Raw genomic sequence first — 25337 nt, forward strand, 5'->3', positions numbered from 1 at the left:
CCGGGGCGGCTGTTCCAGGGTAGAGCACCTCCGCAATAGCCCGCTGTTGCATATAGTCCGCGTCTGCAATTATTGTGAACGCATCCAAAGCGCTCCTGCAATCGTCTGGGAAGGTTCACCCCCTCATGCCTCTCGCGCTTCTGGCCCTCGCGATCGGGGCCTTCGGAATCGGAACGACCGAGTTCGTGATCATGGGCCTGCTGCCCGAGGTCGCGAACGATTTCGGGGTCTCCATCCCCGCGGCGGGCCTGCTCGTGACCGGCTACGCCCTCGACGTGGTCATCGGCGCCCCGCTGATGACCGTGCTCGGCACCAAGGTCCCGCGCAAGCGGATGCTGATGTTGCTGATGGGCCTGTTCATCGCCGGAAACCTGCTGTCCGCGGTGGCCCCTGCCTTCGTGGTCATGCTGATCGGGCGGGTGATCGCATCCCTCGCCCACGGTGCCTTCTTCGGCATCGGCTCGGTCGTCGCGGCCGAGCTGGTGGCACCCCACAAGAAGGCCGGCGCCATCGCCATGATGTTCACCGGCCTGACCGTCGCCAATGTCATCGGCGTCCCACTGGGGACCCTCATCGGCCAGCACGTCGGCTGGCGTGTCACGTTCGCCATCGTCGCCGCTCTTGGGGTTGTCGGCCTCGTCGGCATCGCCAAGCTGGTGCCCGAGCTGCCGAAGCCCGAAGGAGTGCACCTGCGGCACGAACTGGCCGCCTTCAAGAACGCCCAGGTCCTGCTCGCCATGGCGATGACCGTCCTCGGCTTCGGCGGAGTGTTCGCGGCCATCACTTACATTGCGCCGATGATGACCCACATCGCCGGCTTCGCCGACGGCTCGGTCACCTGGCTGCTCGTCCTGTTCGGTCTCGGCATGGTCGGCGGCAACCTCATCGGCGGAAAGTTCGCCGACCGCGCCCTGATGCTCATGCTGTACATCTCTCTGGGCGCCCTGGCGGTCGTTCTGGCCCTGTTCACGCTCACCGCCCACAACAAGATCGCGGCGGCCGTGACCATCACCCTGATCGGCGCCCTCGGATTCGCGACCGTCCCGCCGCTGCAGAAGCGCGTCCTCGACCAGGCACACGGCGCACCGACGCTCGCGTCGGCGGTGAACATCGGCGCCTTCAACCTGGGCAACGCCCTGTCCGCCTGGCTCGGCGGCGTGGTGATCTCGGCCGGCTTCGGCTACACGGCACCCAACTGGGTCGGCGCGGCCCTCGCCGTGGCTGCCCTGGTCCTCGCCGTCCTTTCGGCGGCCCTGGAGCGCCGCGGTGGCACACACAGCACGGTGATCGCCTCCAGCGCGCCCGCCGGACAGCAGACCCCGGCCCACCACTGAACCCTCGGACCACGGTTGCAGCGGCCCAGGCCCCTGCAACCCCCAGACCCAACAGCAACCCGGACCCCAGCACCACCCAAGACCTCGACGAACCCCCAGGTCTCAGTCTTAGCACCACCCAAGGAGAACGCTCCATGAGCACCACCGCCGTCGCCCCGCTGTCCATTGAGGACGCCGAACTGCTCGTCGACACGGCTCGCAGGGCGGCCGAGGACGCCGGAGTCACCATCAGCGTCACCGTCCTGGACGCAGGCGGCCACCTGCTCGCCTTCCGCCGTGACGACCGGGCCGTGCTGATCTCCGGCGAGACCAGCACCCGCAAGGCCTACACGGCGCTCCAGCTGAACGCGCCCACCGCCGACCTGGTCGACGCCGTCCAGCCGGGTGGACTCTTCCACACCCTGCCCACGGCCCTCGATCGCCCCCTGCTGTTCATCGCAGGCGGTGTGCCCGTCCACCGCGACGGCCGGCTGATCGGCGCCATCGGCGTCGGCGGCGGCGCACCGGAGCAGGACCACGGCTTCGCCACCGCGGCCGTCCGGGTACTCGTCTGACGACACGGTCCCGACGGACCGACGCCGGCCCCGCCACGTTCAGCGGCGGGGCCGGCGTTCTGCGTACGAGGGCTCAGCCCGCCGCCACCGTCAGCGGGGCGAACCGCCGGGTCCAGTCCCCCGGGAGGTCCGGGATGCCGTACGTCATCACGGAGTTGAAGGCCACGGAGGCCAGCCCCCGCGCCTTGGCCCAGGCCAGCAGTTCCTCGTGGCGCACGTCGATATCGGTGCGCAGCGGGCGGTCCGTATGGGCGGCCAGCGAGGCGATGAGTGCCTTGGCGGTGTCCGTGTCGCGGGCGATCAATGGGCCGACGACATGAGTGTCCATGTTGGGCCAGGCGGCCGTGTAGCCGGTGATCCGGCCGCCCTCCTCGGCTACCCGCAGCTGGTCGGCGAAGGCGGGCAGCCGGGTGATGACAGAGGTGCGGTCGGTGCCGAACACCTCCTCGTCGAGACGCAGAAGAGAAGGCAGGTCCTCCGCGGTGGCGGCACGGGTGCGTACGCCGGATTCCGGCCCGCCGGGAGTGAAGTGACCTGTCAGCATCTCCGCCCGGCCCGTCACCTTGAAGCCGAGTTCCTCGTACAGGGGGCGGCCGTTCTCCGTGGCGTGCAGGGTCAGCGGGGTGGTCCCCAAGAGCGACACGACATGACGCATCAGACGGCGCCCGACACCCTGGCGGGCATGGCGTCCTGCCACCAGAACCATGCCGATGGCGCCGAGATCCGGACGCCCCCATGAGCCGTACTCCGTGACGACGCAGGCAGCGACGAGACCACCCTGCGGGTCGTCGATGCCGTAGCCCTTTCCCGCCGTGAGAAGGAAACCCCACTTGTGTTCCTCGCGTGGCCACCCCCGGTCCTCGGACAAGTCGGCGCAGGCGGTGAGGTCGCGGAGCGTCAGACGGCGAATGGGCAGAGCGGCGAGGGAAGGAGTCGGCACGCAGGTCAGGCTGTCCGACGGGCACCCCTGGCGTCCACCCGTTTCGGAGGAGACGTACGTGCTTTTGGCCATGGCGTGAGCAAAAGCACTGCCCGTGGACGGCCCAGAAGTGTTTCACGTGAAACATCGGCGGCCCATTAGCCTCGGGCCATGGCGAGACTTCATCTCTTCGACCTCGACGGCACGTTGCTGCACGGCACCACTGCCCCGGTGGAGATCTCCCGCCAGCTGGGGCTGGAGGCGGAGACCGTGGCACTGGACCGGGCGATCGCCGAGGGGCGGATCGGTCCGCCCCAGTACGCGGCGCAGGTGTACGAGCTGTGGGCCGATCTGACCGAGGCGCATGTCAGTGCCGCGTTCGAGGCGGCGCCCTGGCTGGCCCGGATCCGTGAGGTCTGGGCGGAGATCAGAAACGCGGGCGAGTACTGCGCGGTGGTGTCGCTCTCGCCCTCCTTCTTCGTCGAACGCCTTCTCGACTGGGGCGCTCATGCGGCCCATGGGTCGCGCTTCCCTGCCGTTCCGTTCACCGAGCCGGTCGATCCGGCCGGGGTGCTCAGCGCGGCGGCCAAGGTCACCGTCGCGGACCGGCTCTGTGCGCAGTTCGGGGTGGCCCGGGCGGACTGCGTGGCGTACGGCGATTCGTCGTCGGACAAGGATCTGTTCGCCGCCGTGCCGGTCTCCGTGGCGGTCAACGCGGACGCTCACCTGGCCGGCCTTGCGACCCACTCCTACACAGGACGCGATCTGTGGGACGCCTATGAACTGGCCACCGCCCGGTAGTTGACGGACCTCTCGGCTCGTCCGCCGACCCGCTGTGTGCGCGGGGTGGGCGGGACTTGTGTGGACGGCCACGGCCGATAGGGTCGGGGAGGGTGCTACGGCTGGCCGCCCGCCGGGGGAAAGCACGCATCTTCCCTGGGGAGGTGCGCAGACCGACCGCAAGACGTTCGAGGCGAGGGCACACCATGGACGCTCCGACCACCACGCCGGGGGAGAACGGCATGCCGGACGGGGACGGCTGGTTCATGCCCCGCACGGTGCCATCGGTTCCGCTGCCGGACGGTGACCCGGAGCGGGCCACCGGCGGTGCCGGGGACGCACCCGTTTGGCGCTCAGTGGACACGACCGCCTCGTCTTCGACGGACGTACACCGTGTTCCGGTGCAGCGGCCGGCGGTGGCCCTCGGGCAGGGCTCCGCGGATGCCATGCTCATCCGCCGCACGATGGCCGAGATAGCCCCGATCGCCGACAAGGTCACCTCCTACTTCTACGCGCTGCTCTTCGTCCGTCATCCCGAACTGCGCGCGCTGTTCCCTGCCGCGATGGACATCCAGCGGGAGCGCCTGCTGAAGGCCCTGCTCACGGCGGCCGAGCATATGGACGACACCGCGGTCCTCGTCGGCTACCTGCAGGACCTGGGCCGGGGACACCGCAAGTACGGGACGCGTGCCGAGCACTACCCGGCTGTGGGGGAATGCCTGATTGGTGCATTGAGCGAGTACGCTGCCGCCGTCTGGAGCCCGGAGACCGAGGCCGCGTGGGTGCGGACGTACACGTTGATGTCCCAGACCATGATCGACGCCGCCGCGTTGGACGAACTGCGCTCGCCGACCTGGTGGCACGCCGAGGTGGTCACACATGAACTCAGGACCCCCGATGTAGCGGTCCTCACCGTCCGCCCGGACCAGCCCTATCCCTTTCTGGCAGGCCAGTACACAAGTGTGGAGACACCCTGGTGGCCGCGGGTGTGGCGGTACTACTCCTTCGCCTCGGCGCCCCGCTCGGACGGGCTGCTCACGTTCCATGTGAAGGCCGTTCCGGCCGGCTGGGTCTCCCGCGCGCTGGTGCATCGCGCCCGGCCCGGAGACGTCGTACGTCTCGGCCCGCCGGCCGGCTCGATGACCATCGACCACACGTCCGACAGCGGACTGCTGTGCCTCGGCGGCGGCACCGGCATAGCGCCCATCAAGGCTCTGGTCGAGGACGTCGCCGAACGCGGGGTGCGTCGGCCGGTCGAGGTGTTCTACGGCGCCCGCACCGAACCGGACCTGTACGACATCGACAGCATGCTCGGCCTTCGGCACGCCCACCCGTGGCTCTCGGTCCGTACGGTCGTCGACCAGCAGGCTCTTCGCCGGCTTCCCGATGCCGTGCGGGAGTACGGCCCCTGGGCCGGGTACGACGCCTATCTCTCGGGCCCGCCCGGATTGATCCGCAGCGGTGTCGACGCGCTGCGGGGCATCGGCATCCCGTCGCACCGCATACGTCATGACGCGGTGGAGGAAGCGCTTGTGGCGGACTGAGCGCGCTATCCGAGGTCGGGGGCGTGCATGGCCCGTACGCCTTCGATGTTGCCGTCCAGGTAGTGGCGCAGCGACAGCGGGACGAGGTGGACGGAGGCGATGCCGACGCGGGTGAACGGGACGCGCACGATCTCGTACTCACCGGCCGGCTCGTCCACTTCGGGCCCGTGGCGCAGGGACGGGTCCATGGACTCCAGGTGGCAGACGAAGAAGTGCTGCACTTTTACGCCGGTCGCGCCGCCGTCGTCACCGATGTGCTCCACCGTGTCCACGAAGCAGGGCACGACATCGGTGATCTTGGCGCCGAGTTCCTCGTACACCTCCCGGTGGAGGGCGTCCACGACGGTCGGATCCCCGGGCTCGACCCCGCCACCGGGAGTGACCCAGTAGGGATCGACACCGGGCTTGGTGCGCTTGATCAGGATCAGGTCGTCACCGTCCAGCAGAACGGCACGGGCGGTGCGCTTGACCACGGGTCGGACGGTCATGGGAGAAATGTGGCCCGGCTGGTTCCACGTGAAACATCACAGAGCGCCATCGTCCGGCGGCACCACGTGCACCCCCTGGAACGGGCAGGTCAGGCCCAGGCCGCGGCTGCCTGCTGGAGCCACTCATGAGCCCGTGCCACATGGGGCATGGCCAGGGTGCCGGTGCGCACCACCAGGTAATACGTGCGCAGTGGCGGAACCGCCGGTTCGTGCAGCGTCACGATCGTGCCGTGGCCCAGTGCCGAGGCGCACAGATAGCGGGGCAGCACCGCCAGTCCGGCACCGGCGATCGCACAGGCGAGCACGGCCCGTAGATCAGGGACGACGACGGTGCCCGAGGCGGCCGGGCGGGAGTCGAAGACGGAGGCCCAGTAGTGCGAGACCAGGGGCAGCGACTCGTGGACCTCGACGACGGGGAGGTTCTCGAGCGCAGGCGCCCCCTTCAGACGCAGCTCCTCCGCGCCGATCCGTTCCGCCCAGCGGGGGGCGGCGACGAGCACGTGTTCCTCGTCGCAGAGCGGGGTCGCGGTGAGCAGAGCACCGCGCGGCCGGGCCGTACTGATGGCCAGATCATGGTGGCCCGCGGCCAGGCCTTCCAGGGTCTCCTCCGCCGTGCCGAAGGAGGCGCGCAGGGCGAATCCCTGGCCGTCGTCGCCGGTCAGCTCCGTGAGGGCAGGCAGGGCGCGTTCGGCGGTGAACTCGGGCGGACCGGCCAGGTGCAGGGTTCTCAGCGAGCTGTCGTCGTCCAGGCCGCTTTCGGCTATCTCCACCAGGGCGTCGAGGTGGGGCGCGGCCTTGTGCGCGAGTTCGTCGCCGATGGTCGTCGGGGTCACCCCTCGTGCCTGCCGCAGGAAGAGCGGCTTGCCCAGCTGGCGTTCCAGTGTCCGGATCTGCGAGGTGACGGCAGGCTGGGAGAGGCCCAGCAGGGCGGCGGCGCGGGTGAAGGAGCCGGCCCGGTGCACGGTGACGAAGGTGCGCAGCAAGGCCAGATCCACGGTTCTTCCTCCCCTGTCCCTGCCTTCCTCCCGCGCCCAGGCAGGCACCAACTATAAATATGTCGATAGGTCGCTGTCGCTAGCGTGATTGGACACTGACAGAGAGTCAACTAGCCTTGTTCGCGCGGTTCTCAGCGCGCGGAACCGAAGACGGTCCGAGCCACGAGGGGGGAGGCTCGGACCGTCGCGCGAGGTCGGGGGACTGGCCGCGGGCGACTCAGTCGGCGGACTCGTCCAGGGCGCGCAGCACGTCCGCGATCAGGTCCTCGGGGTCCTCGGCACCGACGGACATCCGGATGAAGCCCTCCGGGACGGCGTCCCCGCCCCAGCGCCGGCGACGTTCGGCCGTCGAGCGCACTCCGCCGAAGCTCGTCGCGTCCTCCACCAGCCGCAGGGCCCCGAGAAAACGCTCGGCACGCGTGCGCGTGGGCAGCGTGAAGGAGACGACGGAGCCATAGCGGCGCATCTGCTGGGCGGCGATCCCGTGCGCGGGGTCGTCGGGCAGCCCGGGGTAGCGCAGGCCGGACACCTCGGGCCGCCGGCGCAGGGCCTCGGCGATCGCGAGCGCGGTGGCGTTCTGCCGGTCGACGCGGAGCTGGAGCGTGGCGATGGACCGGTGCGCGAGCCAGGCCTCCATGGGCCCGGAGATCGCCCCGACGATCTTGCGCCAGCGGCGTACGGCGGCCATCGCCTCGGCGTCGCGGCCGGCTACGTAGCCGAGAAGCACGTCTCCGTGCCCCGTGAGCTGCTTGGTGCCGCTGGCCACGGAGAAGTCGGCGCCCAGCTCCAGCGGACGCTGGCCGAGCGGGGTGGCGAGGGTGTTGTCGACGGCCACCAGGGCGCCCCGCTCGTGGGCCGCCGCCACCAGCCGCCGGATGTCGCACACGTCCAGCCCCGGATTCGACGGGGACTCGAGCCACAGCAGCCGGGCGCCGTCGAGGACCGCCAGCTGGCCGTCACCGCCGGTGGGCGCCGTACGCACCTCGATGCCGTACGCCTCCAGCTGGGCGCCGACCAGCGGCAGTACCTGGTAGCCGTCGGCGGGCAGTACGACCGCGTCCCCGGCGCGCAGCTGGGAGAACAGCACGGAGGAGATCGCCGCCATGCCGGAGGCGAAGACCAGCGTCTCGACGTCGTTCCGCCCGGGCGCCTCCAGCTCGCCGATGGCCCGCTCCAGCAGCGTCCAGGTCGGGTTCTCGTCACGGCCGTACAGATATGGACCGGCCGCCTCGCCGGGCAGGTGGAAGTGCGCGGCGAACACCGGTCCGGGCAGGGTCGGTTCGTGCTTGACCGGCTCGGGCAGTCCCGCGCGCACCGCGCGCGTGCCCTCGCCGGGCCGCCCCGCGTCCTTCGTGGCGTCGCTCATGCGGCCCGTCCTTCCAGGTGCTCCCGCACGGCGGCGAGCAGCCCCGTGCTCGCCGCCTCCACCATCTTCAGGCACTCCTCGAAGCCGTCGCGGTGTCCGTAGTACGGATCCGGTACGTCGAGGCCGTCGCCGGCGGATTCAGCAGGGCTGTGCGACGCACTTGCCGAGGAGCGGTGGCCGGGCGACGGGTGGGCGTAGGAGCGCAGCAGGTGCACCTTGCGGACGTCCTCCTCGGTGGGTGCGAGGCGGCGCAGGGCCTTGAGGTGGCCGGTGTCGAGGGCGATCACGAGGTCGAGGCGGGCGAACCACGACGGCTGGAACTGCCGCGCGACGTGCCCGCTGTCGTAACCGTGTTCCTCGAGCACCGAGACGGTGCGCGGGTCGGCGGGCTCGCCCTCGTGCCAGCCGCCGGTACCGGCGCTGTCGACCTCCACCCGGTCCTCGAGCCCAGCCTCCGCCACGCGCGCGCGGAAGACGGATTCGGCCATCGGGGAGCGGCAGATGTTGCCGGTGCACACGAAGCAGACGCGGTAGGTCATGGTGTGCTCAGTCCTCGTCCGGAAGGATCATGTGCAGGGCCCAGGAGACGACGGAGATGATCAGGCCGCCGACGACGGCCGTCCAGAAGCCGTGCACGTGGAAGCTCAAGGAGAGCTTGCCGCACACCCAGGAGGTCAACAGCAGCATCAGCGCGTTCACGACCAGGGTGATCAGGCCGAGGGTCAGAATGAACAGCGGGAAGGTGAGCACCTTCACGATCGGCTTGACCAGCCAGTTGACCAGACCGAAGATCAGCGCGACCACGATCAGAGTGCCGGCCTTCTTGGCCGTGTTGCCCCCGGTCAGGGTGATCTTGTCGAGCAGCCATACGGCGACGGCGAGGGCGCCCGCGTTGGCGATCGTCTTGACTACGAAATTCTTCATGTGTCTGATCGTGGCAGACCGGATCGGAACCGAGCAGTGAGGCGAGGGCGACAGCGACGATGAAGGCATTCCGGCTGGACGAACTGGAGGCGGAGCGCGCCGCCAACGAGGGGGCCTACCTTCAGTTCCTGCGGGAGCGGAACATGTCGGTCGGCCTGTACGCGCTCAACGCGGGTGAGCACGATCCGCAGAAGCCGCACAACCAGGACGAGGTGTACTTCGTGGTGAGCGGCCGGGCGTCGATCACGGTCGGCTCGGAGACGACCGAGGTGGGACGGGGCAGCGTCGTGTACGTACCGGCCGGGGTCGCCCACAAGTTCCACCACATCAGCGAGGATCTGAGGGTTCTCGTCGTCTTCTCTCCGCCCGAGGCGTGAGGCCGGACCCCGGGGTTCCCTAGGGGACGGGTCAGGGGAGGACAAGGGACGACGGGCCCCCGCGAGGCACCCTCGCGGCTCTAGCATCGAATGCGGAACATGAACGACGTACGAGAACGCAGACGTACGACTACGCATACGACAACGCAAAGGACAAAGGCGATGCGAGAGATCTTCGCGGGACTGCCGTGGTGGGTGAAGTGGGTCGCGGTGCCGGTCATCGCCCTGGCCGTGTTCGGCGGGCTGATAACGACCGTCGTCGGATTCGTGATCTGGGTGCTGTTCAAGGCGCTGATCTTCGTCGCGCTGGTCGGCGGACTGATTTACATCGTGCGCAAGTTCATGTCGAACTCCTCGTCGCGCAGCGACTGGTGACGGACGCGGGGACTGGTGAGCGAACAGCTCGGTCGCCGGTCCCGGCCAGGGATGCACCGGTTCCCTCGGGGGAGGGAAGTTTCCCCGCGAGGCGGTCTGCGTGCGGTGGCGGGCGGTTAGAGTCCGGAACTCCCCGCGGGATCCTGCCCCGTGGGCTGCGCAGACGCCTCCGTGCTCTTCCCCGGCACGGGCTGCCCTTCGCTCTCCGGGAGTGACCCTTGGCCACGGTTGACACCGCACCGGCAGAACCCCACGCACCCCCCACCCCGCCGCGCTGCTGCGCACCCCCCGCCCAGCGTCCGCCCGCCGTGGCGGTTCCCGGCCAACCGCAGCCGGCGGACCTGCCCGCGCACCCCCACGCCACGGACCTCTCCGGACATCCGCGCTCCATGGACGCCTCGGGCCGGCCGCATTCCCCGTCCGTGCCCGTCCAGCCACACCCTGCGGGCGCCCCGGAGCCACCGGCCGCAGCGACGCTCATCGGATCCGTCCAGCGCGCCATGCGCCTGCTGGAGACTGTCGCCGAGCATGCCTACGGCGCCCCCGCCAAGCAACTGGCCCGCGAGACCGGCCTCGCCCTGCCCACGACGTACCACCTGCTGCGCACCCTGGTCCACGAGGGCTACCTGCGCCGCGACAAAGGGCTGTTCTTCCTCGGAGACGCGGCCGAGCGGCTGGGCAGCAGCGGGGCGCAGCAGAAACGTCGCAGCGCCGTGGCGGACACGCTCGCGCACTGGCGCGATTCCATCGGTGTGCCGGTGTACTACGCCATGTACCGGAACGGCGAGATCGAGGTCATGTGCGTCTCCGACAGCCCCGAGGCCCCGGCGGTCGAGGAATGGGCCGACTTCCGGGCGACCGGCCACGCGCACGCCATCGGGCAGTGCCTGCTCTCCCAACTGGACGAGGACGCCCGCCGCGACCATCTCGCCCGCTATCCGGTGCAGTCCATCACGCCGTACACGGTGCGTGACAACGATGCCCTGCTGCGGCGGCTGGCCCGGATGCCGCGTATGGAGCCGGTGGTGGAGCGCCAGGAGTACGCGCTCGGGACGGTCTGTGCGGCGGTTCCGATCACGGTCGGCACCACCGTGGCCACGATGGCGATGTCGCTCCCCGTCCAGCAGGCCGACCGGCTGCTGCCCGCGGCCCGTCGGCTGCAGGCGGAGATCGGGCGCCACCTGGGAACCCTCACCCTCTCTATCAGTATCTGAAAACTTACTCCTTGTGATCTGCTGTGTACGTTCAGCAAGATTTGACCCACGCCGAGAAGGAACAAACCCAGCCAGTCGATGTCATATGACGGGGTAAAAATGCGCGAGTCCGTACAAGCAGAAGTCATGATGAGCTTTCTCGTGTCGGAGGAACTCTCCTTCCGCATTCCGGTGGAGTTGCGCTACGAGACCAGTGATCCCTATGCCGTGCGGCTCACTTTTCATCTGCCCGGAGATGCGCCGGTGACCTGGGCCTTCGGGCGGGAGCTGCTGATCGATGGCGTCGGCCGGCCGTGCGGGGAAGGGGATGTGCATATCGCCCCCGCCGATTCCGAGATGCTCGGTGAAGTGCTGATCCGGCTTCAGGTCGGCAGCGACCAGGCGCTGTTCCGCTCGTCGGCGCCGCCGCTCGTGGCCTTCCTGGACCGTACGGACAAGCTGGTGCCGCTCGGTCAGGAGGGCGCGCTGGCCGACTTCGACGCACATCTGGAAGAGGCCCTGGACCGCATCCTGGCCGAGGAACAGAGCGCCGGCTGAAGCGTTACGGCACGGGGCGCCAGGTGCCCACCACGCGGCGTGGGGTCATGCAGGAACGCTTCTGCCTCTGGCGGCGGGGCCGCTCCCACGCGTCAGCCGGACCCCGCCGGCCGGCGTCGGGCAGTCGGCGTGAGACGGCGGACAGTGGCCGCCCTCGGCTCCGCTCCCGTCCGTTGCCGGAGCCCTCGGCTCCCCCCGTCCGCTGCAGGCGGCGTCGGACTACCGCTTCCGGCGTCGGCCCCGGCCGCCGCGTCCCGGGACGGTCTGGGCGCCGGCGCGGGGCGGGGTGTCCGGTGCGGACCGGTCGGCCGAGACCACCAGCGCGGCGAGCGCGGTGGTGACCGGGACCGAGGCGACCAGACCGATCGAGCCCACCAGTGTGCGCACGATCTCCTCGGCCACCAGTTCGCTGTTGGCCACCGTCCCGACGCTGCTCTGCGCGATGGAGAACAGCAGCAGCAACGGCAGCGCCGCGCCGGCATAGGCGAGGACGAGGGTGTTGACCACGGATGCGATGTGGTCGCGGCCGATACGAATGCCCGCCCGGTACAGCTCGCGCCAGCCCATCGAGGGGCTGGCCTCGTGCAGTTCCCAGACGGCCGAAGTCTGCGTCACGGTCACGTCGTCCAGGACGCCGAGCGAGCCGATGATGACGCCGGCGAGCAGCAGACCGCTCATGTCGATCGACGGATACAGGCCGTGGATCAGGCCGGTGTTGTCATCCGTGTTGCCGGTCAGGGCGGCCCAGCCGATGAAGAGTGAACCGAGCACGCCGATCAGCGACAGCGAGACCAGCGTGCCGAGCACCGCCACCGAGGTGCGGGCCGACAGACCGTGGCACATGTACAGGGCGATCAGCATGATGGCGCTCGCCCCGACCACCGCCACGAGCAGCGGGTTCGAGCCCTGCAGGACGGCGGGCAGGATGAACAGGGTCAGCACCAGGAAGCTCACGGCCAGTGCGACGAGCGCCATGACCCCGCGCAGTCGGCCCACGACCACGACGGCGAGCGCGAAGATCCCGGCGAGCAGCGACATGGGGAACTGCCGGTTCACATCGGTCACCGAGTACTGCAGGTCCTTGGGCGCCGAGGGCTCGTAGGCGGCCACGACCTTCTCGCCCTGGTGCAGCTGCCGAGGCTGGTCCGGCTGCACGATCTCGGTGAACGTACGGCCCTTGTCCTTGCCGGTGTCGACCCGGACGGTCGCCTTCTTGCACGCCCCGTCCGCCTGCTGCTGTGCCGAGGTGCCCTCGGCGGTGGAGGTGTCGCCGGTGGGGGTCTCGCCGGAGGCGTTCACCGACTTGCAGCTCACCTCGAGGACCTGGGTGACCGTGGCCTGCTGCGTCTGCCGGTCGAAGCCGACACCGGTGCGCTTGTGGGGCGGGGCTCCCCCGGGCCACAGCACCACCAGACCGACCACGACCGCCGCCGTGAACGGGACCAGGATCGCGGCGATGACCTTGCGCAGGTGCTTGGAGACGGGGGCGGCGGGCCCGTGGCTGTGGCTGTGGCCGTGTGAGTGGCCGCTCCCATGGCCGTGCGTGTCTCCGCGCCCGTGTGCGTGTTCGTGGCCGTGCGAGTGTCCGGGCTCGCTGCCGTGAGGGTGGTCGCCGTCCCCGTCGGTGCCCCGCTCAGGGGCATGCCCGGGCCTCGGCACGGCGCCGGTGCGGCCGTAGCCGTAGCCCCGTTCCGAGCCGTCCCGGTGGCCCGGCTCGGGCGGCTGGTACGGGTACTGCTCCATCCTGGTCACCGCCAGATCATTGCAAGAACAGCCGGGGGCCCACTGTTCACTGCGCCACATATGACGCTAGCGTGGAGGCACCTTTGCACACGCGGGAGCTCGGAGCACCGGGCTGAGAGGGCGCTGACCTCCGTAGACGCGATGTTTCACGTGGAACGAAGAATGTTTCACAGGAGGCACCGGCAGACGGAAACCGCTGCGTCGACCGCCGAACCTGTTACCGGGTAATGCCGGCGTAGGGAGTAGGTCACATGACCAACAAGGACGTACGCACGCCTGTCTCCGTCCAGGACGAGAAGTCCCAGGAGGCCGGGAAGTCCATCGGCTGGCACAAGGCGTATGTCGAGGGTTCGCGCCCCGACCTGCAGGTGCCGGTCCGCCAGGTGCACCTCACCAACGGGCAGTCGGTCACGCTGTACGACACATCGGGCCCGTACACCGATCCACTCGTCGACACCGATGTCCGCAGGGGCCTGCCGCCGCTGCGGGAGAACTGGATCATCGCCCGCGGCGACACCGAGGAGTACGCGGGCCGACCCGTTCGTCCCGAGGACGACGGGATCAAGCACACCTCTCCCCGTGGTGGTCTGCGCAATCTGGACGCGGTCTTCCCCGGGCGGCCGCGCCAGCCGCGCCGGGGCCGCGGCGGCCAGGCGGTCACGCAGCTCGCGTATGCGCGCCGGGGTGAGATCACGCCGGAGATGGAGTACGTGGCTATCCGGGAGAACGTCTCCCCCGAGGTGGTCCGCGAGGAGATCGCGGCAGGTCGCGCGGTGCTGCCGGCCAACGTCAACCACCCGGAGATCGAGCCGATGATCATCGGCAAGCGGTTCCTGGTGAAGGTCAACGCCAACATCGGCAACTCCGCGGTGACCTCCTCCATCGAGGAGGAGGTGGAGAAGATGACCTGGGCGACCCGTTGGGGCGCCGACACGGTCATGGACCTGTCCACCGGCCGCAACATCCACACGACCCGCGAGTGGGTGCTGCGCAACTCCCCCGTCCCCATCGGCACGGTGCCGCTCTACCAGGCCCTGGAGAAGGTCGACGGCAGGGCCGAGGAGCTGACCTGGGAGATCTACAAGGACACGGTCATCGAGCAGGCCGAGCAGGGCGTGGACTACATGACCGTCCACGCGGGCGTCCGGCTGCCGTACGTGCCGCTCACCGCCAACCGCAAGACCGGCATCGTCTCGCGCGGCGGCTCGATCATGGCCGCGTGGTGCCTGGCGCACCACAAGGAGTCGTTCCTGTATGAGAACTTCGAGGAGCTGTGCGAGATCCTCGCCGCCTACGACGTCACGTACTCGCTGGGCGACGGCCTGCGGCCCGGTTCGATCGCGGACGCCAACGACGAGGCACAGTTCGCGGAATTGCGAACCCTTGGGGAACTCAACCAGATCGCCAAGCGTTTCAACGTACAGACCATGATCGAGGGCCCGGGACACGTCCCGATGCACAAGATCAAGGAGAACATCGACCTTCAGCAGGAGATCTGCGATGAAGCTCCGTTCTATACGCTCGGCCCGCTGACCACGGACATCGCGCCGGCGTACGACCACATCACCTCCGGCATCGGCGCCGCGATGATCGCCTGGTGGGGCACGGCGATGCTCTGCTACGTCACGCCCAAGGAGCATCTGGGCCTGCCCAACCGGGACGACGTCAAGACCGGCGTCATCACCTACAAGATCGCCGCCCACGCGGCCGATCTCGCCAAGGGACACCCGGGCGCGCAGGAGTGGGACGACGCGCTGTCCGACGCCCGTTTCGAGTTCCGCTGGGAGGACCAGTTCAACCTCGCCCTGGACCCGGACACGGCACGGGAGTTCCATGACGAGACGCTGCCCGCCGAGCCCGCCAAGACGGCCCACTTCTGCTCCATGTGCGGGCCGAAGTTCTGCAGCATGAAGATCAGCCAAAGCATCACAGAGCGGTTCGGTGGTGCGGCGGCTGAGGGGGCGTCACCCGAGGAGGTCGCCGAGGGGATGCTCCAGAAGTCGAAGGAGTTCGCCGAGGCGGGGAACCGGGTGTACCTGCCGATCGCGGACTGACGCCTCACCCCTGGGCGGTGCTCGCACGTGGGGAGGCATGAGCACTGCCCGGGGCCCCGCTCACAGGTGTTCCGACGCCTGTCGCCCAAAGCCCCGGCCCGTTGTCAGAGGGGGCCGTTACGGTTCGCCCCGGCGCAGCAATCTGTCAGGCGTGGAGGGGGACGGAGATGGTGGACGACGGACGCACCGCGCTGGTGTCGTACGCGAAGGGGTGGGACCTGTCCTCGTGCGACGCGCGGGAACCGCTCTCGCGTGCCGAGGCCGAGACACGGGACCTGGCGGAAGAGCCGTATGTGATGGTGCACCGGCTGCCGGGACGGGCCGTACCGGTCGAGGTGCACCTGGTGGCCTGGGCCGAGCACTACGTGGGCGTGTGGGCGTACGACGAGCAGGGCCGCCGTACGCAGGAGCTGGACTGGCGGCTGATCGAACCGGGGCGCCTGTTCCTGCGCCACCGGGCAGAGTGGCGTTACGGCTCGCCGGAGCAGACCGAGTTCGCGAAGGACGTCTGGCGCACGAAGACGTACCTCGAGCCCGACGGCAGGGGCACCACGGCGCTCGAGCCGCAGGGCGCCCTGGGTCCGTCGCGGCACAGGCGCGCGGACGTCCCTGAGGCGCACCGCTGGCGGGACCTGGCGGAGTTCGGCGTACGAGGCGTCTGAAGCCCGCTCCTTTCCGAGCTGTCGCTGCGCGGCCGGCACGGGAGCGACCCGGAGGCCACCGAGGCGGGAGCCGTCCCCGCGGCCGTGTCCCCCTGGCTGCCGCCGCGTCCGGCCGCGCCGCCGCATCTGAGCGAGTTGTTCCGGCCCGGCACGCGCGTGGCGACGGACGACGAGCCGGAGATGACGGTCGGCTCTGTGCGTGAGATCGGCGTGCTGCGGGTGCCCAGCGGCAGACTCGCCGTCGACTGTCCTGTGACGACGGACGACGGCAGTCGACGCGAGCTGCTGGAGCGGATTCCGCCGGGCGGGTATCCGCTGCAGGAGGCCGTCCTCAGCTACGAGTTGGAGTACGACGGCGAGGTCTTCCCGACGGAGGATTGTGCTGCTGTTCGGCTCCTGATCGACGTCGAGCCGGCGGTCACCTGGGAGCTGGCGCTCGCCGAGGGCGAGGACCCCAGGCTGCTGCGGGACCAGGAGTACTACGGCTTCACCACCGATGCCGCCCTGGGCAGCTTCGCCGACTCCGCCGCCTGGGGCGTACTCGCGGACAAGTACCGGCGTTACAGCACGGAGGGGGAGGAAGACGTCGCAGAGAGGATCGCCGACGGCAACTACGTACGCACCTCCGACAGTGCCACCGGCAGTGATCTCATTCACTTCGCCACCGGTGGAGACGGGACCTGGGACGTCTGGCTGGGCCGTTCTGCCTCCGGAAAGCTGGTCTCCGTCGCGGCCGTGTGCATGTATCTCCCCGGCTTGAGGATCCTGTGAGCCGGCGATGAGTCCGACGGGTGTGTGGGTGGTCGGTGCCGTACCCGACCGGACCGCGGAGTCACTGCCGGGGGCGTCGCCGCGTTCAGCCGCTGGTACTGACCGGCAGCGCGCCGGCCGGTCCGGCCGCCGTGAACGGCCGCGCCGGGCAGCCTGTTGAGGGCGCCGGTGCGGCGGTACACGGTGAGACCGCGGCCGACCGGGGTGGTGATACGAGGCCGGTGGCCGCCCGGTCGGGTCCGTGCCGCCCGGGGCGCGAGCCGTGTCCGGGCCGGCATGGGGTCACTCGGGCGACCGTTGCCGTGGGGTCACTCGGGCCGGTGATCCGGGCCGCCGAAGTCCGGGCTCGTGTAGTCCGGGCTGGTGAAGCTCGGGCGGCCGGACCCGGTGCCGTCGTCGGGGCTGCTGAAGCCGGGGCGGCCGTAGCCCAGGCGGGGCATACGGCCGGTCGGGGCGGTCGGGGTCGTGGGGAGCCGCGTCGGGGCGGATCCGGGCTCGGCGAGTGCCTCCCGCAGAAACGGCAGGATGCCGCGCTCCAGCAGGGCGTCCCGCCAGGCCTCTCTGGCCCTGTCCAGCTCCTGGTGCGCCGCGTCCAGCGCCTGGGCCTGTCCCGAGCCGCTGTTGCGCAGGGCGGTGAGGAGCAGTCCGACGGCGGCGACGAGGATCGCGGCCGCTGTCATGGCGCCGAACACCCAGCCGGCGGTGAGCATGGTCTGGGCGAAGGTCTGTCCGGGGTTCAGCGTCTTCAGGATGTAGCCGATGAGCAGGAAGATCACCGCAGCGGTGCCGGAGAGGACGGGCGCCAGCACGGCGACGACCGCGATGGCGCCCGCGCCGGTGTTCTCCGGTGCCTCGCCGAGGGCGGCGGTGAGCCCGGCCACCTCCGGATTCTGTTCCGGGTCCGCGGAGCCGGCGCCACCGCCGGCCGCAGGGGTCATCGCCGGGTGGCGCAGCTCCTCGCGGACCGTCACATAGTGCTGGTATTCGGCCGTCGCGGCCTCCGTGATCAGGGCGGTGGCGTTGAGCGCCATGGTGCGCAGTTGTTCGGAGTTGAGCCGCTGTCCGACAGCGGCCAGTTCCGGTCGGTGTGGTGCGGAGCGCAGCGCCTCATCGAGGAGCCGCTCGAATTCCTGGCGGTCCTCGCTCAGCAGGTGCTGCGGAACGCTGTTCATGTGCATCCCCCGATGCTCCGTAGGGCTTGGGGCTCGCACGCCGGCGAGCCGTCGGGCAGAAACGGAGGGGAGCCTGCTACGGATAAGCCGATGGTAGAGCCGTGACGGCGCGCGGTGACAGGGGGTTGCGGAAATTGCGTTCCGGCCTGCGCGTACGTCTCCGGGGGGACGTCTTCCCGGGGAACGTTCAGTTATCCAGGGGAAGTTGCCGGACCAGCAGCTTTCCGGCCATGGTCACCCCACCGTCCATGGCAATGGCGAGCCCGTCGGCATACACATGCGGTCCCTCCACGACCGGGCCGCTGCCCTCCTCGTCGTCCTCGGAGCCGACCTCGCCGAGGAGATAGGGAATGGGGCTGTGGCCGTGAACGATGCGGGTGCCGCCGTACGTATCGAGAAGCGAACGGACGGCGTCTGCACCACCCTCGTCACGGAAGGAGAAGCGCTTGGTGAACTTGCGGAACAGATCCCAGCACTCGTCCGCGTCGTTGCGGGTGAGGGTTTCGCGGACGGTGTCATTGACTGCCTCGATGGAGTCGCCGTAGTCGAGATAGGCGGTGGTGTCCGAGTGCACGAGCAGATAGCCGTCGACCTGCTCGACGGCGTCGAGGCGGGCCATCCACTGCAGGTGGTGGTCCTGGAGGCGGTCCATGTCGGTCTTCTGACCGCCGTTGAGCAGCCAGGCCGCCTGGAAGGTGGCGGTGCCCGCGCCGGAGTTGACGGGAGTGTCGCCGAACCGCTTGGCGCCGAGCAGCAGCAGTTCGTGGTTGCCCATGAGGGCCTTGCAGTACCCGCCGGCCGCGGCGGCCTCGGCGGACAGCCGCATCACCAGGTCGATGACGCCGATGCCGTCGGGCCCGCGGTCGGTGAAGTCGCCGAGGAACCACAGCCGGGCGGTGCCCGCGCACCACTGGCCCGAGGCGTCGATCAGTCCCTGCTCCTGCAGGGCGGTCACCAGTTCGTCGAGGTACCCGTGGACGTCTCCGACGACGAACAGCGGCCCGGGGCCGGTCGTGGGCTGCGGCAGCGGCGTCGCGGGCACCGGTTGGACCTGTACCTGGACCGTCTCGGTCCGGTCGGTGCGGCTGATGACCGGGAGGTCGCGCTGGGTGGGCGTGTAGCCCTCGGGATACGCCTCGTCGACGGGCGGCACGGTGTCGCCCGGGTGGGCGCTGTCGACGTACGGACCGGTCTCGTGGACGTACGCCGGTACCCGGAAATCGCGCAGCGTCGCCGTCCGCTCCGCCTCGGGTCCCTGACCGGCCCCCTGAGTCATCAGACCCCTCCACCATCGCGCCGCAGCTGCACCGCTTCGGACTGCCTGGTCGCAGCGGTCCGCGGTGTCGTGGGCCCATCATAGGAATGCGCGTCGCGCCGTGTGATGACCCAGGGGTGGTGAATCGGAACAGGACTCCAGTTCACCGCGGCTTTCGCCCCGTTTGTGCAGGTGTTCGGCCTGCTTCGGACCGGCCGGACCCCCAGCCGACCGGTCGCCGTCCCGCCGGGCCCCCGCCATCGGCCCCCGGGAGCACGGGGTGAGCACCCCGCTCTCTTCTCCGTTTGCGGCTTCCTCCTGCGGGGCTATGCCTCGTCCGGTGACCGCGGCGGGCTCACCGTCGTGCGCGGGGAGCGCCGCTGGGAGGAGGTGCGCACGATCAGCTCGGTCGGTATCACCTGCTCGACCGGAAGGTCCGCCTCGAGGCCCTCGATGGCGTCGATCAGCAGCTGGATCACCGCGGTGCCGATACGGCGGGGCTTCAGCGAGAGCGTGGTGATGGGCGGCTCGGTGCTGGCGTACACCGTGGACTCGCTGCAGCACACCAGCAGCAGGTCGTCGGGGACGCGCAGTCCGTAGCGGCGGGCGGCGGCGAGCAGGTCGGTGCCGTTGGGGTCGAACAGGCCGTAGACCGCGTCGGGCCGGTCGGGGCGGGCGAGCAGCCGGTCGGCGGCGACGGCGCCCGCGCACGGGTCGTGCGCCGGGTAGGCCTCGTAGACGGGGTCCTGGCCGACCCGCTCGCACCAGCGGAGGTAGGCGGTGGTCGACAGGTGGGTGTACGTGTCCGTCGTGGTGCCGGTGAGCAGGCCGATGCGGCGGGCGCCGGCGTCGGCGAGGTGGTCGAGGATGCCGAGGACGGCGGCCTCGTGGTCGTTGTCGACCCAGGCGGTGACGGGCAGCGCGCCGGCCGGGCGGCCGTCGGAGACGACCGGCAGCCCTTGCCGGACCAGCTCGCTGACCACCGGGTCCTGGTCGGAGGGGTCGATGACGACCGTGCCGTCCAGGGCGACGTTGGACCACACGTCGTGGCGGGAGGTCGCGGGCAGGATGACAAGGGCGTAGCCACGGGCGAGCGCGGCCGAGGTGGCGGCCCGTGCCATCTCCGCGAAGTACGCGAACTCCGTGAAGGTGAAAGGTTCATCCCCGTACGTCGTCACGGTCAGGCCGATCAGACCCGACTTGCCGGTACGGAGGGTGCGGGCGGCGGCCGAGGGGCGGTATCCCAGCCGGTCGGCGACCTCGCGGACATGGCGCCGGGTGGCATCCGGGAGCCGGCCCTTGCCGTTGAGGGCGTCGGAGACGGTCGTGATGGAGACCCCGGCGGCGGCGGCCACGTCTCTGATGCCCGCCCGGCCCGGCCGACTGCCTCGACGTGAGGTTTCCGCGCGGCTCACCTGGTGCTTCCCTGCTGCTGTCATGGCGAGCCGATAGTAGGGCTCATGCGGTGGGGTAGTGCGGACGCATATGCACGCGTTGACAGGCACGTTTCTGCATGGTCATGCAGGGTCAACTGCCTTAGAAAGAAAGACAGTTGAACGATCCAGTGGCAGGACGTGGCGTAGCGACGGGGATGGGCCTGCCAAGTGCCCGATGTTTCGAAGAGGTCTCAACTCACCTGCACGAGGGATGCGCGCCACGGCGCAAGCCACCGGCGCGTAGATATATGTACGGCGCGCCCCCTGAAACGTACGCCTTCGTGCGGGGATGCCCTTGATGCGGCGGGCCACCGTGTGGTGATGCCCACAATGCCGGTGGGGCTTCGTACGGTGATGGTCCTGATGGCGGCGGGATCGGCGAGGTTCTCGAGGTTCTCCTCCCGCCGTCCCGCACCTGTACGCACCGGGGCCGAATCCTCATAAGGTGAGGAGTATTGGAAGCCGGCGGCGTCGACGGTCCGCCGGTGGTCGCGAGGAGGACTGCGGTGAGCGAGACGAGCCCGAAGCTGCGCGCCGAGCTGGAGGGTATCCCCACCTACAAGCCGGGCAAGCCCGCCGCGGCGGGCGGGCCGGTTGCCTACAAACTGTCCTCCAACGAGAACCCGTACCCGCCGCTGCCCGGGGTGATGGAGAGCGTGACGGCGGCCGCCGGTGCCTTCAACCGTTACCCGGACATGGCCTGCACCGGGCTGATGGACGAGCTGGCCGAGCGCTTCGGTGTCCCGCACGCCCACCTGGCCACCGGCACCGGCTCCGTCGGTGTCGCTCAGCAGCTCATCCAGGCCACCAGCGGACCCGGCGACGAGGTGATCTATGCCTGGCGGTCCTTCGAGGCGTACCCGATCATCACGCAGATCAGCGGGGCCCGGTCGGTGCAGGTGCCGCTCACGCCCGGCGATGTGCACGACCTGGACGCGATGGCGGCCGCGATCACCGACCGGACGCGGCTGATCTTCGTCTGCAACCCCAACAACCCCACCGGCACGGTGGTACGGCGGGCCGAGCTGGAGCGGTTCCTCGACCGGGTGCCCGGTGATGTACTGGTGGTGCTGGACGAGGCCTACCGGGAGTTCATCCGCGACCCCGAGGTGCCCGACGGCGTCGAGCTGTACCGGAACCGGCCCAATGTCTGCGTCCTGCGTACGTTCTCGAAGGCCTACGGGCTCGCCGGGTTGCGCGTCGGTTTCGCGATCGCCCATGAGCCGGTCGCGGCGGCGCTGCGCAAGACGGCGGTGCCCTTCGGCGTCACCCAGCTCGCGCAGGATGCGGCGATCGCCTCGCTGCGGGCCGAGGACGAGCTGCTGGGCCGGGTCGGCTCGCTGGTCTGCGAGCGCACGCGCGTGGTCGACGCGCTGCGCGCCCAGGGCTGGACCGTGCCGGAGACGCAGGCCAACTTCGTCTGGCTGCGGCTGGGGGAGCAGACGGTCGCGTTCGCTCAGGCCTGTGAGCAGCACGGGGTGGTGGTCCGGCCGTTCCCGGGCGAGGGTGTGCGGGTGACGGTCGGCGAGACCGAGGCGAACGACATCTTCCTGAAGGTGGCGGAAGCGTTCCACAAGGAGCTGTAGCCCCTGGTGAAGGGGGTTCTGCAGCCCTGGTGCGAGCAGTCCCCTGGTAAGAGGGGTCAGTCCTGGTCGTCGGCCGGTTCCACGCGTTCCACGCGGACGGGGTCGCCGTCCCGTACGGTCGCCAGGGCCCGGGCGTCCGAGTCGAGGCGCCCCAGGATGTTGCACGGACTCGCGAGGCGGCACTCTCCCCCGAACTCCGTTCGGGGGAGCCCCCAGCCTCGCGAGATCGGTGTGGGGCCGTAGGGGAGGGCGAGCGCGTCGCCGTCCGTCCAGAAGGCCACGGTGCCCGGCTCCACGACCTGCCGGGCGTCCGTTTCACGTGAAACAGAGACACCTGTGTCGAAATAGACCTCCTCGCCCCAGGTGCGGGCGCTGGAGATGAGCGGCAGCGCCTTGGCGAGGGCCTGTGTGGTCGGTGTGTCGTCGAGGGTCGCGGTGATGTTGCCCGCGGGCCAGGAAATCCGTATCTGCATGAAACGCAATTCAACAAGATGTTGAAGTCGCCGCCAAGGTCTTGACTTCCTGACGCTAGGCCCACCCCGCCTCACCGGGCTGACAATCAGTGCGTCATAATGGCTTGTGAATGTGAACGCGTTCACAAGCGTGCCCGGTTGCTCCCATGATGTACGCGACAAACGGGACAAACTGTCGCTTGCCACGCCGAGGTAAGGAGCTGACGACGTGGAATTGGCTTTGGCGCCGGAGACACTGGCGCGCTGGCAGTTCGGCATCACCACCGTCTACCACTTCCTGTTCGTCCCGCTGACGATCTCCCTGGCCGCGCTCACGGCTGGGCTGCAGACCGCCTGGGTGCGCACGGAGAAGGAGAAGTACCTCAGGGCGACCAAGTTCTGGGGGAAGCTCTTCCTGATCAACATCGCCATGGGTGTGGTCACCGGCATCGTGCAGGAGTTCCAGTTCGGCATGAACTGGTCCGACTACTCGCGCTTCGTCGGTGACATCTTCGGTGCCCCGCTCGCCTTCGAGGCGTTGATCGCGTTCTTCTTCGAGTCCACCTTCATAGGCCTGTGGATCTTCGGCTGGGACAAACTGCCCAAGAAGATCCACCTGGCCTGCATCTGGATGGTCTCGATCGGCACGATCCTGTCGGCGTACTTCATCCTCGCCGCCAACTCCTGGATGCAGCACCCGGTCGGTTACAAGATCGACAAGGCCAGGCACCGCGCCGAACTGACCGACTTCTGGGCCGTGCTCACCCAGAACACCGCGGTCAGCCAGGCCTTCCACACTCTGTCGGCGGCCTTCCTGACAGGTGGCGCCTTCATGGTCGGTATCGCCGCCTACCACCTGGCCCGCAAGAAGCACATCCGTGAGATGAAGACCTCGCTGCGGCTTGGCCTGATCACCGTGGTCATCGCCGGTCTGCTCACCGCGATCAGCGGCGACACCCTCGGCAAGGTGATGTACAAGCAGCAGCCGATGAAGATGGCGTCGGCCGAGGCGCTGTGGGACGGCCAGAGGCCGGCTCCCTTCTCGATCTTCGCCTACGGCGATGTGGAGAAGGGACACAACACCGTCGCGATAGAGGTCCCGGGGCTGCTGTCCTTCCTGGCGAACGACAACTTCACCTCGTACGTCCCCGGCATCAACGACGTCAACAAGGCCGAGCAGAAGAAGTTCGGCCCGGGCGACTACCGGCCCAACATCCCGGTGGCCTTCTGGGGCTTCCGCTGGATGATCGGCTTCGGTATGAGTTCCTTCGCGATCGGTCTGGCCGGACTGTGGCTGACCCGCAAGAAGTTCATGCTGCCGGCGCACCTGCGGGTCGGCGAGGACGAGGTGCCGCATCTGGTGCTGTTCAAGAACAAGGCGCTCAGCCCGAAGCTCACCCCCTGGTACTGGCGCATCGCGACCTGGACCCTTGCCTTCCCGCTGATCGCCAATTCCTGGGGGTGGATCTTCACCGAGACGGGCCGTCAGCCGTGGGTCGTCTACGGCGTCCTCCAGACCCGCGACGCGGTCTCCCCCGGGGTCTCCCAGGCCGAGGTCCTCACCTCGATGATCGTCTTCACGTCGCTGTACGCGATCCTCGCCGTGGTCGAGGTCAAGCTGCTCGCGAAGTACATCAAGGCCGGCCCGCCCGAGCTGACCGAGGCCGACCTCCACCCGCCCACGAAGATCGGCGGCGACACCCGTGACGCCGACAAGCCGATGGCCTTCTCTTACTAGGCCGGGGGAACAGTCATGCATCTTCACGACGTCTGGTTCGTCCTGATCGCCGTCCTGTGGACCGGCTACTTCTTCCTGGAGGGCTTCGACTTCGGGGTCGGCATCCTCACCAAGCTGCTGGCCCGCAACCGGCCGGAGCGGCGGGTCCTGATCAACACCATCGGACCCGTCTGGGACGGCAACGAGGTGTGGCTGCTCACGGCCGGCGGCGCCACGTTCGCCGCCTTCCCGGAGTGGTACGCCACCCTCTTCTCCGGCTTCTATCTGCCCCTGCTGGTCATCCTGGTCTGCCTGATCGTCCGAGGTGTCGCCTTCGAGTACCGGGCGAAGCGGCCCGAGGAGAACTGGCAGCGCAACTGGGAGCACGCGATCTTCTGGACTTCGCTCATCCCGGCGTTCCTGTGGGGTGTGGCCTTCGGGAACATCGCGTGGGGCGTGAAGCTCGATCAGCACTTCGAGTACGTCGGCACCGTCTGGGACCTGCTCAACCCCTACGCCCTGCTCGGCGGTCTGGTCACGCTCACGCTCTTCACCTTCCACGGGGCGGTGTTCACCGCGCTCAAGACCATGGGAGACATCCGGGTGCGGGCACGGCAGCTGGCCCTGCGGGTCGGTCTCGTCGCGGCCGTCGTGGCGTTCGGCTTCCTGCTGTGGACGCAGGCCCACAGCGGCAACGGCAAGAGCCTGGTGGCCCTGATCGTGGCGGTCGCCGCCTTGGCCGCCGCGCTGGTGGCCAATCAGGCAGGCCGTGAGGGATGGTCGTTCGCCCTGTCCGGCATCACCATCGTGGCCGCCGTGGCGATGCTCTTCCTGTCGCTCTTCCCGAACGTCATGCCGTCCACCCTCAACGGCGACTGGAGCCTGACGGTCACCAACGCCTCGTCGAGTCCGTACACCCTGAGGATCATGACCTGGTGTGCGGCGATCGCCACCCCGCTCGTCATGCTCTACCAGGGCTGGACCTACTGGGTGTTCCGCAAGCGGATCGGTACGCAGCACATCGCCGCCGATATCGCGCACTGAGTCCGTCGAGGGTGTGTTTCACGTGAAACACACCCTCT

The 25337-nt window shown here is 69.3% G+C and carries 25 protein-coding genes; 14 read left to right on the forward strand and 11 right to left on the reverse strand.

What is annotated here, in order from left to right:
- The first annotated feature begins 125 nt into the window (after nt 1-125).
- A complete protein-coding gene (locus tag A6P39_RS21830; protein ID WP_067056741.1) occupies nt 126-1334 on the forward strand; it encodes an MFS transporter in 1209 nt (402 codons plus the stop codon).
- Between the two features lie 134 nt (nt 1335-1468).
- Nucleotides 1469-1888, forward strand: a complete 420-nt coding sequence (locus A6P39_RS21835; RefSeq protein WP_067056738.1) for a GlcG/HbpS family heme-binding protein — start codon at nt 1469-1471, stop codon at nt 1886-1888.
- Between the two features lie 73 nt (nt 1889-1961).
- Here A6P39_RS21835 and A6P39_RS21840 read toward each other — a convergent pair whose 3' ends face one another.
- Nucleotides 1962-2828, reverse strand: a complete 867-nt coding sequence (locus A6P39_RS21840; protein WP_067056735.1) for a GNAT family N-acetyltransferase — start codon at nt 2826-2828, stop codon at nt 1962-1964.
- Nucleotides 2829-2978: 150 nt separating this feature from the next.
- Between A6P39_RS21840 and A6P39_RS21845 the strand changes: the two genes are divergently transcribed.
- Together A6P39_RS21845 and A6P39_RS21850 are read left to right on the forward strand one after the other, a co-directional pair.
- On the forward strand, nt 2979-3608 hold the full coding sequence (locus A6P39_RS21845) for an HAD family hydrolase (protein ID WP_079133854.1): 630 nt from the start codon (nt 2979-2981) through the stop codon (nt 3606-3608).
- Nucleotides 3609-3793: 185 nt separating this feature from the next.
- Nucleotides 3794-5131 (forward strand): globin domain-containing protein, encoded by a 1338-nt coding sequence (locus A6P39_RS21850; protein ID WP_234379305.1) that lies wholly within the window; start codon nt 3794-3796, stop codon nt 5129-5131.
- Nucleotides 5132-5136: 5 nt separating this feature from the next.
- Here A6P39_RS21850 and A6P39_RS21855 read toward each other — a convergent pair whose 3' ends face one another.
- The 5 genes from A6P39_RS21855 to A6P39_RS21875 form a co-directional block, all read right to left on the reverse strand.
- The gene (locus A6P39_RS21855) at nt 5137-5619 is read right to left on the reverse strand and encodes an NUDIX domain-containing protein (protein ID WP_067056732.1); all 483 of its coding nucleotides are present in this window, start codon (nt 5617-5619) and stop codon (nt 5137-5139) included.
- Between the two features lie 89 nt (nt 5620-5708).
- Nucleotides 5709-6614, reverse strand: a complete 906-nt coding sequence (locus A6P39_RS21860; protein ID WP_067056729.1) for a LysR family transcriptional regulator — start codon at nt 6612-6614, stop codon at nt 5709-5711.
- 217 nt (nt 6615-6831) lie between these two features.
- Entirely contained in the window at nt 6832-7980 is a 1149-nt protein-coding gene (locus tag A6P39_RS21865) for a cystathionine gamma-lyase (RefSeq protein WP_067056727.1), read from the reverse strand.
- Nucleotides 7977-8519, reverse strand: a complete 543-nt coding sequence (locus A6P39_RS21870; RefSeq protein WP_067056724.1) for a low molecular weight protein-tyrosine-phosphatase — start codon at nt 8517-8519, stop codon at nt 7977-7979. Before A6P39_RS21870 ends, A6P39_RS21865 begins: the two co-directional genes overlap by 4 nt.
- Before the next feature lie 7 nt (nt 8520-8526).
- On the reverse strand, nt 8527-8904 hold the full coding sequence (locus tag A6P39_RS21875) for a phage holin family protein (RefSeq protein WP_067056721.1): 378 nt from the start codon (nt 8902-8904) through the stop codon (nt 8527-8529).
- Nucleotides 8905-8963: 59 nt separating this feature from the next.
- Between A6P39_RS21875 and A6P39_RS21880 the strand changes: the two genes are divergently transcribed.
- The 4 genes from A6P39_RS21880 to A6P39_RS21895 all read left to right on the forward strand — a co-directional run bounded on the left by A6P39_RS21880 (nt 8964) and on the right by A6P39_RS21895 (nt 11407).
- A complete protein-coding gene (locus A6P39_RS21880; protein ID WP_067056718.1) occupies nt 8964-9281 on the forward strand; it encodes a cupin domain-containing protein in 318 nt (105 codons plus the stop codon).
- A gap of 162 nt (nt 9282-9443) precedes the next feature.
- Nucleotides 9444-9656, forward strand: a complete 213-nt coding sequence (locus A6P39_RS21885; RefSeq protein ID WP_067056714.1) for a DUF5326 family protein — start codon at nt 9444-9446, stop codon at nt 9654-9656.
- A gap of 218 nt (nt 9657-9874) precedes the next feature.
- Nucleotides 9875-10870 carry a helix-turn-helix domain-containing protein gene (locus tag A6P39_RS21890; RefSeq protein WP_443052909.1) on the forward strand — a complete coding sequence of 332 codons (996 nt, stop codon included), beginning with the start codon at nt 9875-9877 and terminating at the stop codon, nt 10868-10870.
- Nucleotides 10871-10969: 99 nt separating this feature from the next.
- Entirely contained in the window at nt 10970-11407 is a 438-nt protein-coding gene (locus tag A6P39_RS21895) for an SsgA family sporulation/cell division regulator (protein WP_067056708.1), read from the forward strand.
- Between the two features lie 219 nt (nt 11408-11626).
- Here the strand turns inward: A6P39_RS21895 and A6P39_RS21900 are convergent, their stop codons facing one another.
- A complete protein-coding gene (locus A6P39_RS21900) occupies nt 11627-13159 on the reverse strand; it encodes a YibE/F family protein (RefSeq protein WP_199841056.1) in 1533 nt (510 codons plus the stop codon).
- Nucleotides 13160-13401: 242 nt separating this feature from the next.
- Between A6P39_RS21900 and thiC the strand changes: the two genes are divergently transcribed.
- From thiC to A6P39_RS21915, 3 genes are all read left to right on the forward strand, one after another.
- Entirely contained in the window at nt 13402-15204 is a 1803-nt protein-coding gene (gene thiC, locus A6P39_RS21905; RefSeq protein ID WP_067056705.1) for a phosphomethylpyrimidine synthase ThiC, read from the forward strand.
- Nucleotides 15205-15371: 167 nt separating this feature from the next.
- Complete coding sequence (locus A6P39_RS21910; protein ID WP_067056702.1) at nt 15372-15866, forward strand: hypothetical protein; 495 nt, start codon at nt 15372-15374, stop codon at nt 15864-15866.
- An 84-nt stretch (nt 15867-15950) separates the two neighbouring features.
- Nucleotides 15951-16637 carry a DUF4241 domain-containing protein gene (locus tag A6P39_RS21915; protein ID WP_067056700.1) on the forward strand — a complete coding sequence of 229 codons (687 nt, stop codon included), beginning with the start codon at nt 15951-15953 and terminating at the stop codon, nt 16635-16637.
- A gap of 308 nt (nt 16638-16945) precedes the next feature.
- Here A6P39_RS21915 and A6P39_RS21920 read toward each other — a convergent pair whose 3' ends face one another.
- The 3 genes from A6P39_RS21920 to A6P39_RS21930 all read right to left on the reverse strand — a co-directional run bounded on the left by A6P39_RS21920 (nt 16946) and on the right by A6P39_RS21930 (nt 20503).
- Complete coding sequence (locus tag A6P39_RS21920; RefSeq protein ID WP_067056698.1) at nt 16946-17815, reverse strand: hypothetical protein; 870 nt, start codon at nt 17813-17815, stop codon at nt 16946-16948.
- 181 nt (nt 17816-17996) lie between these two features.
- Complete coding sequence (locus A6P39_RS21925) at nt 17997-19085, reverse strand: metallophosphoesterase (RefSeq protein ID WP_067056695.1); 1089 nt, start codon at nt 19083-19085, stop codon at nt 17997-17999.
- A 305-nt stretch (nt 19086-19390) separates the two neighbouring features.
- A complete protein-coding gene (locus A6P39_RS21930; protein ID WP_079133853.1) occupies nt 19391-20503 on the reverse strand; it encodes a LacI family DNA-binding transcriptional regulator in 1113 nt (370 codons plus the stop codon).
- A gap of 503 nt (nt 20504-21006) precedes the next feature.
- On the opposite strand from A6P39_RS21930, the gene hisC reads away from it, so the two are divergent.
- On the forward strand, nt 21007-22086 hold the full coding sequence (hisC, locus tag A6P39_RS21935) for a histidinol-phosphate transaminase (protein ID WP_067056689.1): 1080 nt from the start codon (nt 21007-21009) through the stop codon (nt 22084-22086).
- 56 nt (nt 22087-22142) lie between these two features.
- Here the strand turns inward: hisC and A6P39_RS21940 are convergent, their stop codons facing one another.
- Complete coding sequence (locus A6P39_RS21940; protein WP_067056686.1) at nt 22143-22559, reverse strand: cyclophilin-like fold protein; 417 nt, start codon at nt 22557-22559, stop codon at nt 22143-22145.
- Between the two features lie 208 nt (nt 22560-22767).
- Here A6P39_RS21940 and A6P39_RS21945 point away from each other — a divergent pair, with 208 nt between their 5' ends.
- The gene (locus A6P39_RS21945) at nt 22768-24276 is read left to right on the forward strand and encodes a cytochrome ubiquinol oxidase subunit I (protein ID WP_067056683.1); all 1509 of its coding nucleotides are present in this window, start codon (nt 22768-22770) and stop codon (nt 24274-24276) included.
- Nucleotides 24277-24291: 15 nt separating this feature from the next.
- Complete coding sequence (gene cydB / locus A6P39_RS21950; RefSeq protein ID WP_067056680.1) at nt 24292-25299, forward strand: cytochrome d ubiquinol oxidase subunit II; 1008 nt, start codon at nt 24292-24294, stop codon at nt 25297-25299.
- Nucleotides 25300-25337 lie beyond the last annotated feature (38 nt).

Origin of the sequence: Streptomyces sp. FXJ1.172 (assembly GCF_001636945.3) — a bacterium.
Classification (GTDB): domain Bacteria; phylum Actinomycetota; class Actinomycetes; order Streptomycetales; family Streptomycetaceae; genus Streptomyces.

Excerpts from the sequence above, each read along its gene's own strand:
- A6P39_RS21830 (WP_067056741.1), top strand. The coding sequence starts at position 126 with ATGCCTCTCGCGCTTCTGGCCCTCGCGATCGGGGCCTTCGGAATCGGA.
- A6P39_RS21835 (WP_067056738.1), top strand. The coding sequence starts at position 1,469 with ATGAGCACCACCGCCGTCGCCCCGCTGTCCATTGAGGACGCCGAACTG.
- A6P39_RS21845 (WP_079133854.1), top strand. The coding sequence starts at position 2,979 with ATGGCGAGACTTCATCTCTTCGACCTCGACGGCACGTTGCTGCACGGC.
- A6P39_RS21850 (WP_234379305.1), top strand. The coding sequence starts at position 3,794 with ATGGACGCTCCGACCACCACGCCGGGGGAGAACGGCATGCCGGACGGG.
- A6P39_RS21855 (WP_067056732.1), bottom strand. The coding sequence starts at position 5,619 with ATGACCGTCCGACCCGTGGTCAAGCGCACCGCCCGTGCCGTTCTGCTG.
- A6P39_RS21865 (WP_067056727.1), bottom strand. The coding sequence starts at position 7,980 with ATGAGCGACGCCACGAAGGACGCGGGGCGGCCCGGCGAGGGCACGCGC.
- A6P39_RS21870 (WP_067056724.1), bottom strand. The coding sequence starts at position 8,519 with ATGACCTACCGCGTCTGCTTCGTGTGCACCGGCAACATCTGCCGCTCC.
- A6P39_RS21875 (WP_067056721.1), bottom strand. The coding sequence starts at position 8,904 with ATGAAGAATTTCGTAGTCAAGACGATCGCCAACGCGGGCGCCCTCGCC.
- A6P39_RS21880 (WP_067056718.1), top strand. The coding sequence starts at position 8,964 with ATGAAGGCATTCCGGCTGGACGAACTGGAGGCGGAGCGCGCCGCCAAC.
- A6P39_RS21885 (WP_067056714.1), top strand. The coding sequence starts at position 9,444 with ATGCGAGAGATCTTCGCGGGACTGCCGTGGTGGGTGAAGTGGGTCGCG.
- A6P39_RS21895 (WP_067056708.1), top strand. The coding sequence starts at position 10,970 with ATGCGCGAGTCCGTACAAGCAGAAGTCATGATGAGCTTTCTCGTGTCG.
- thiC (WP_067056705.1), top strand. The coding sequence starts at position 13,402 with ATGACCAACAAGGACGTACGCACGCCTGTCTCCGTCCAGGACGAGAAG.
- A6P39_RS21910 (WP_067056702.1), top strand. The coding sequence starts at position 15,372 with ATGGTGGACGACGGACGCACCGCGCTGGTGTCGTACGCGAAGGGGTGG.
- A6P39_RS21920 (WP_067056698.1), bottom strand. The coding sequence starts at position 17,815 with ATGCACATGAACAGCGTTCCGCAGCACCTGCTGAGCGAGGACCGCCAG.
- A6P39_RS21925 (WP_067056695.1), bottom strand. The coding sequence starts at position 19,085 with ATGACTCAGGGGGCCGGTCAGGGACCCGAGGCGGAGCGGACGGCGACG.
- A6P39_RS21930 (WP_079133853.1), bottom strand. The coding sequence starts at position 20,503 with ATGACAGCAGCAGGGAAGCACCAGGTGAGCCGCGCGGAAACCTCACGT.
- A6P39_RS21940 (WP_067056686.1), bottom strand. The coding sequence starts at position 22,559 with ATGCAGATACGGATTTCCTGGCCCGCGGGCAACATCACCGCGACCCTC.
- cydB (WP_067056680.1), top strand. The coding sequence starts at position 24,292 with ATGCATCTTCACGACGTCTGGTTCGTCCTGATCGCCGTCCTGTGGACC.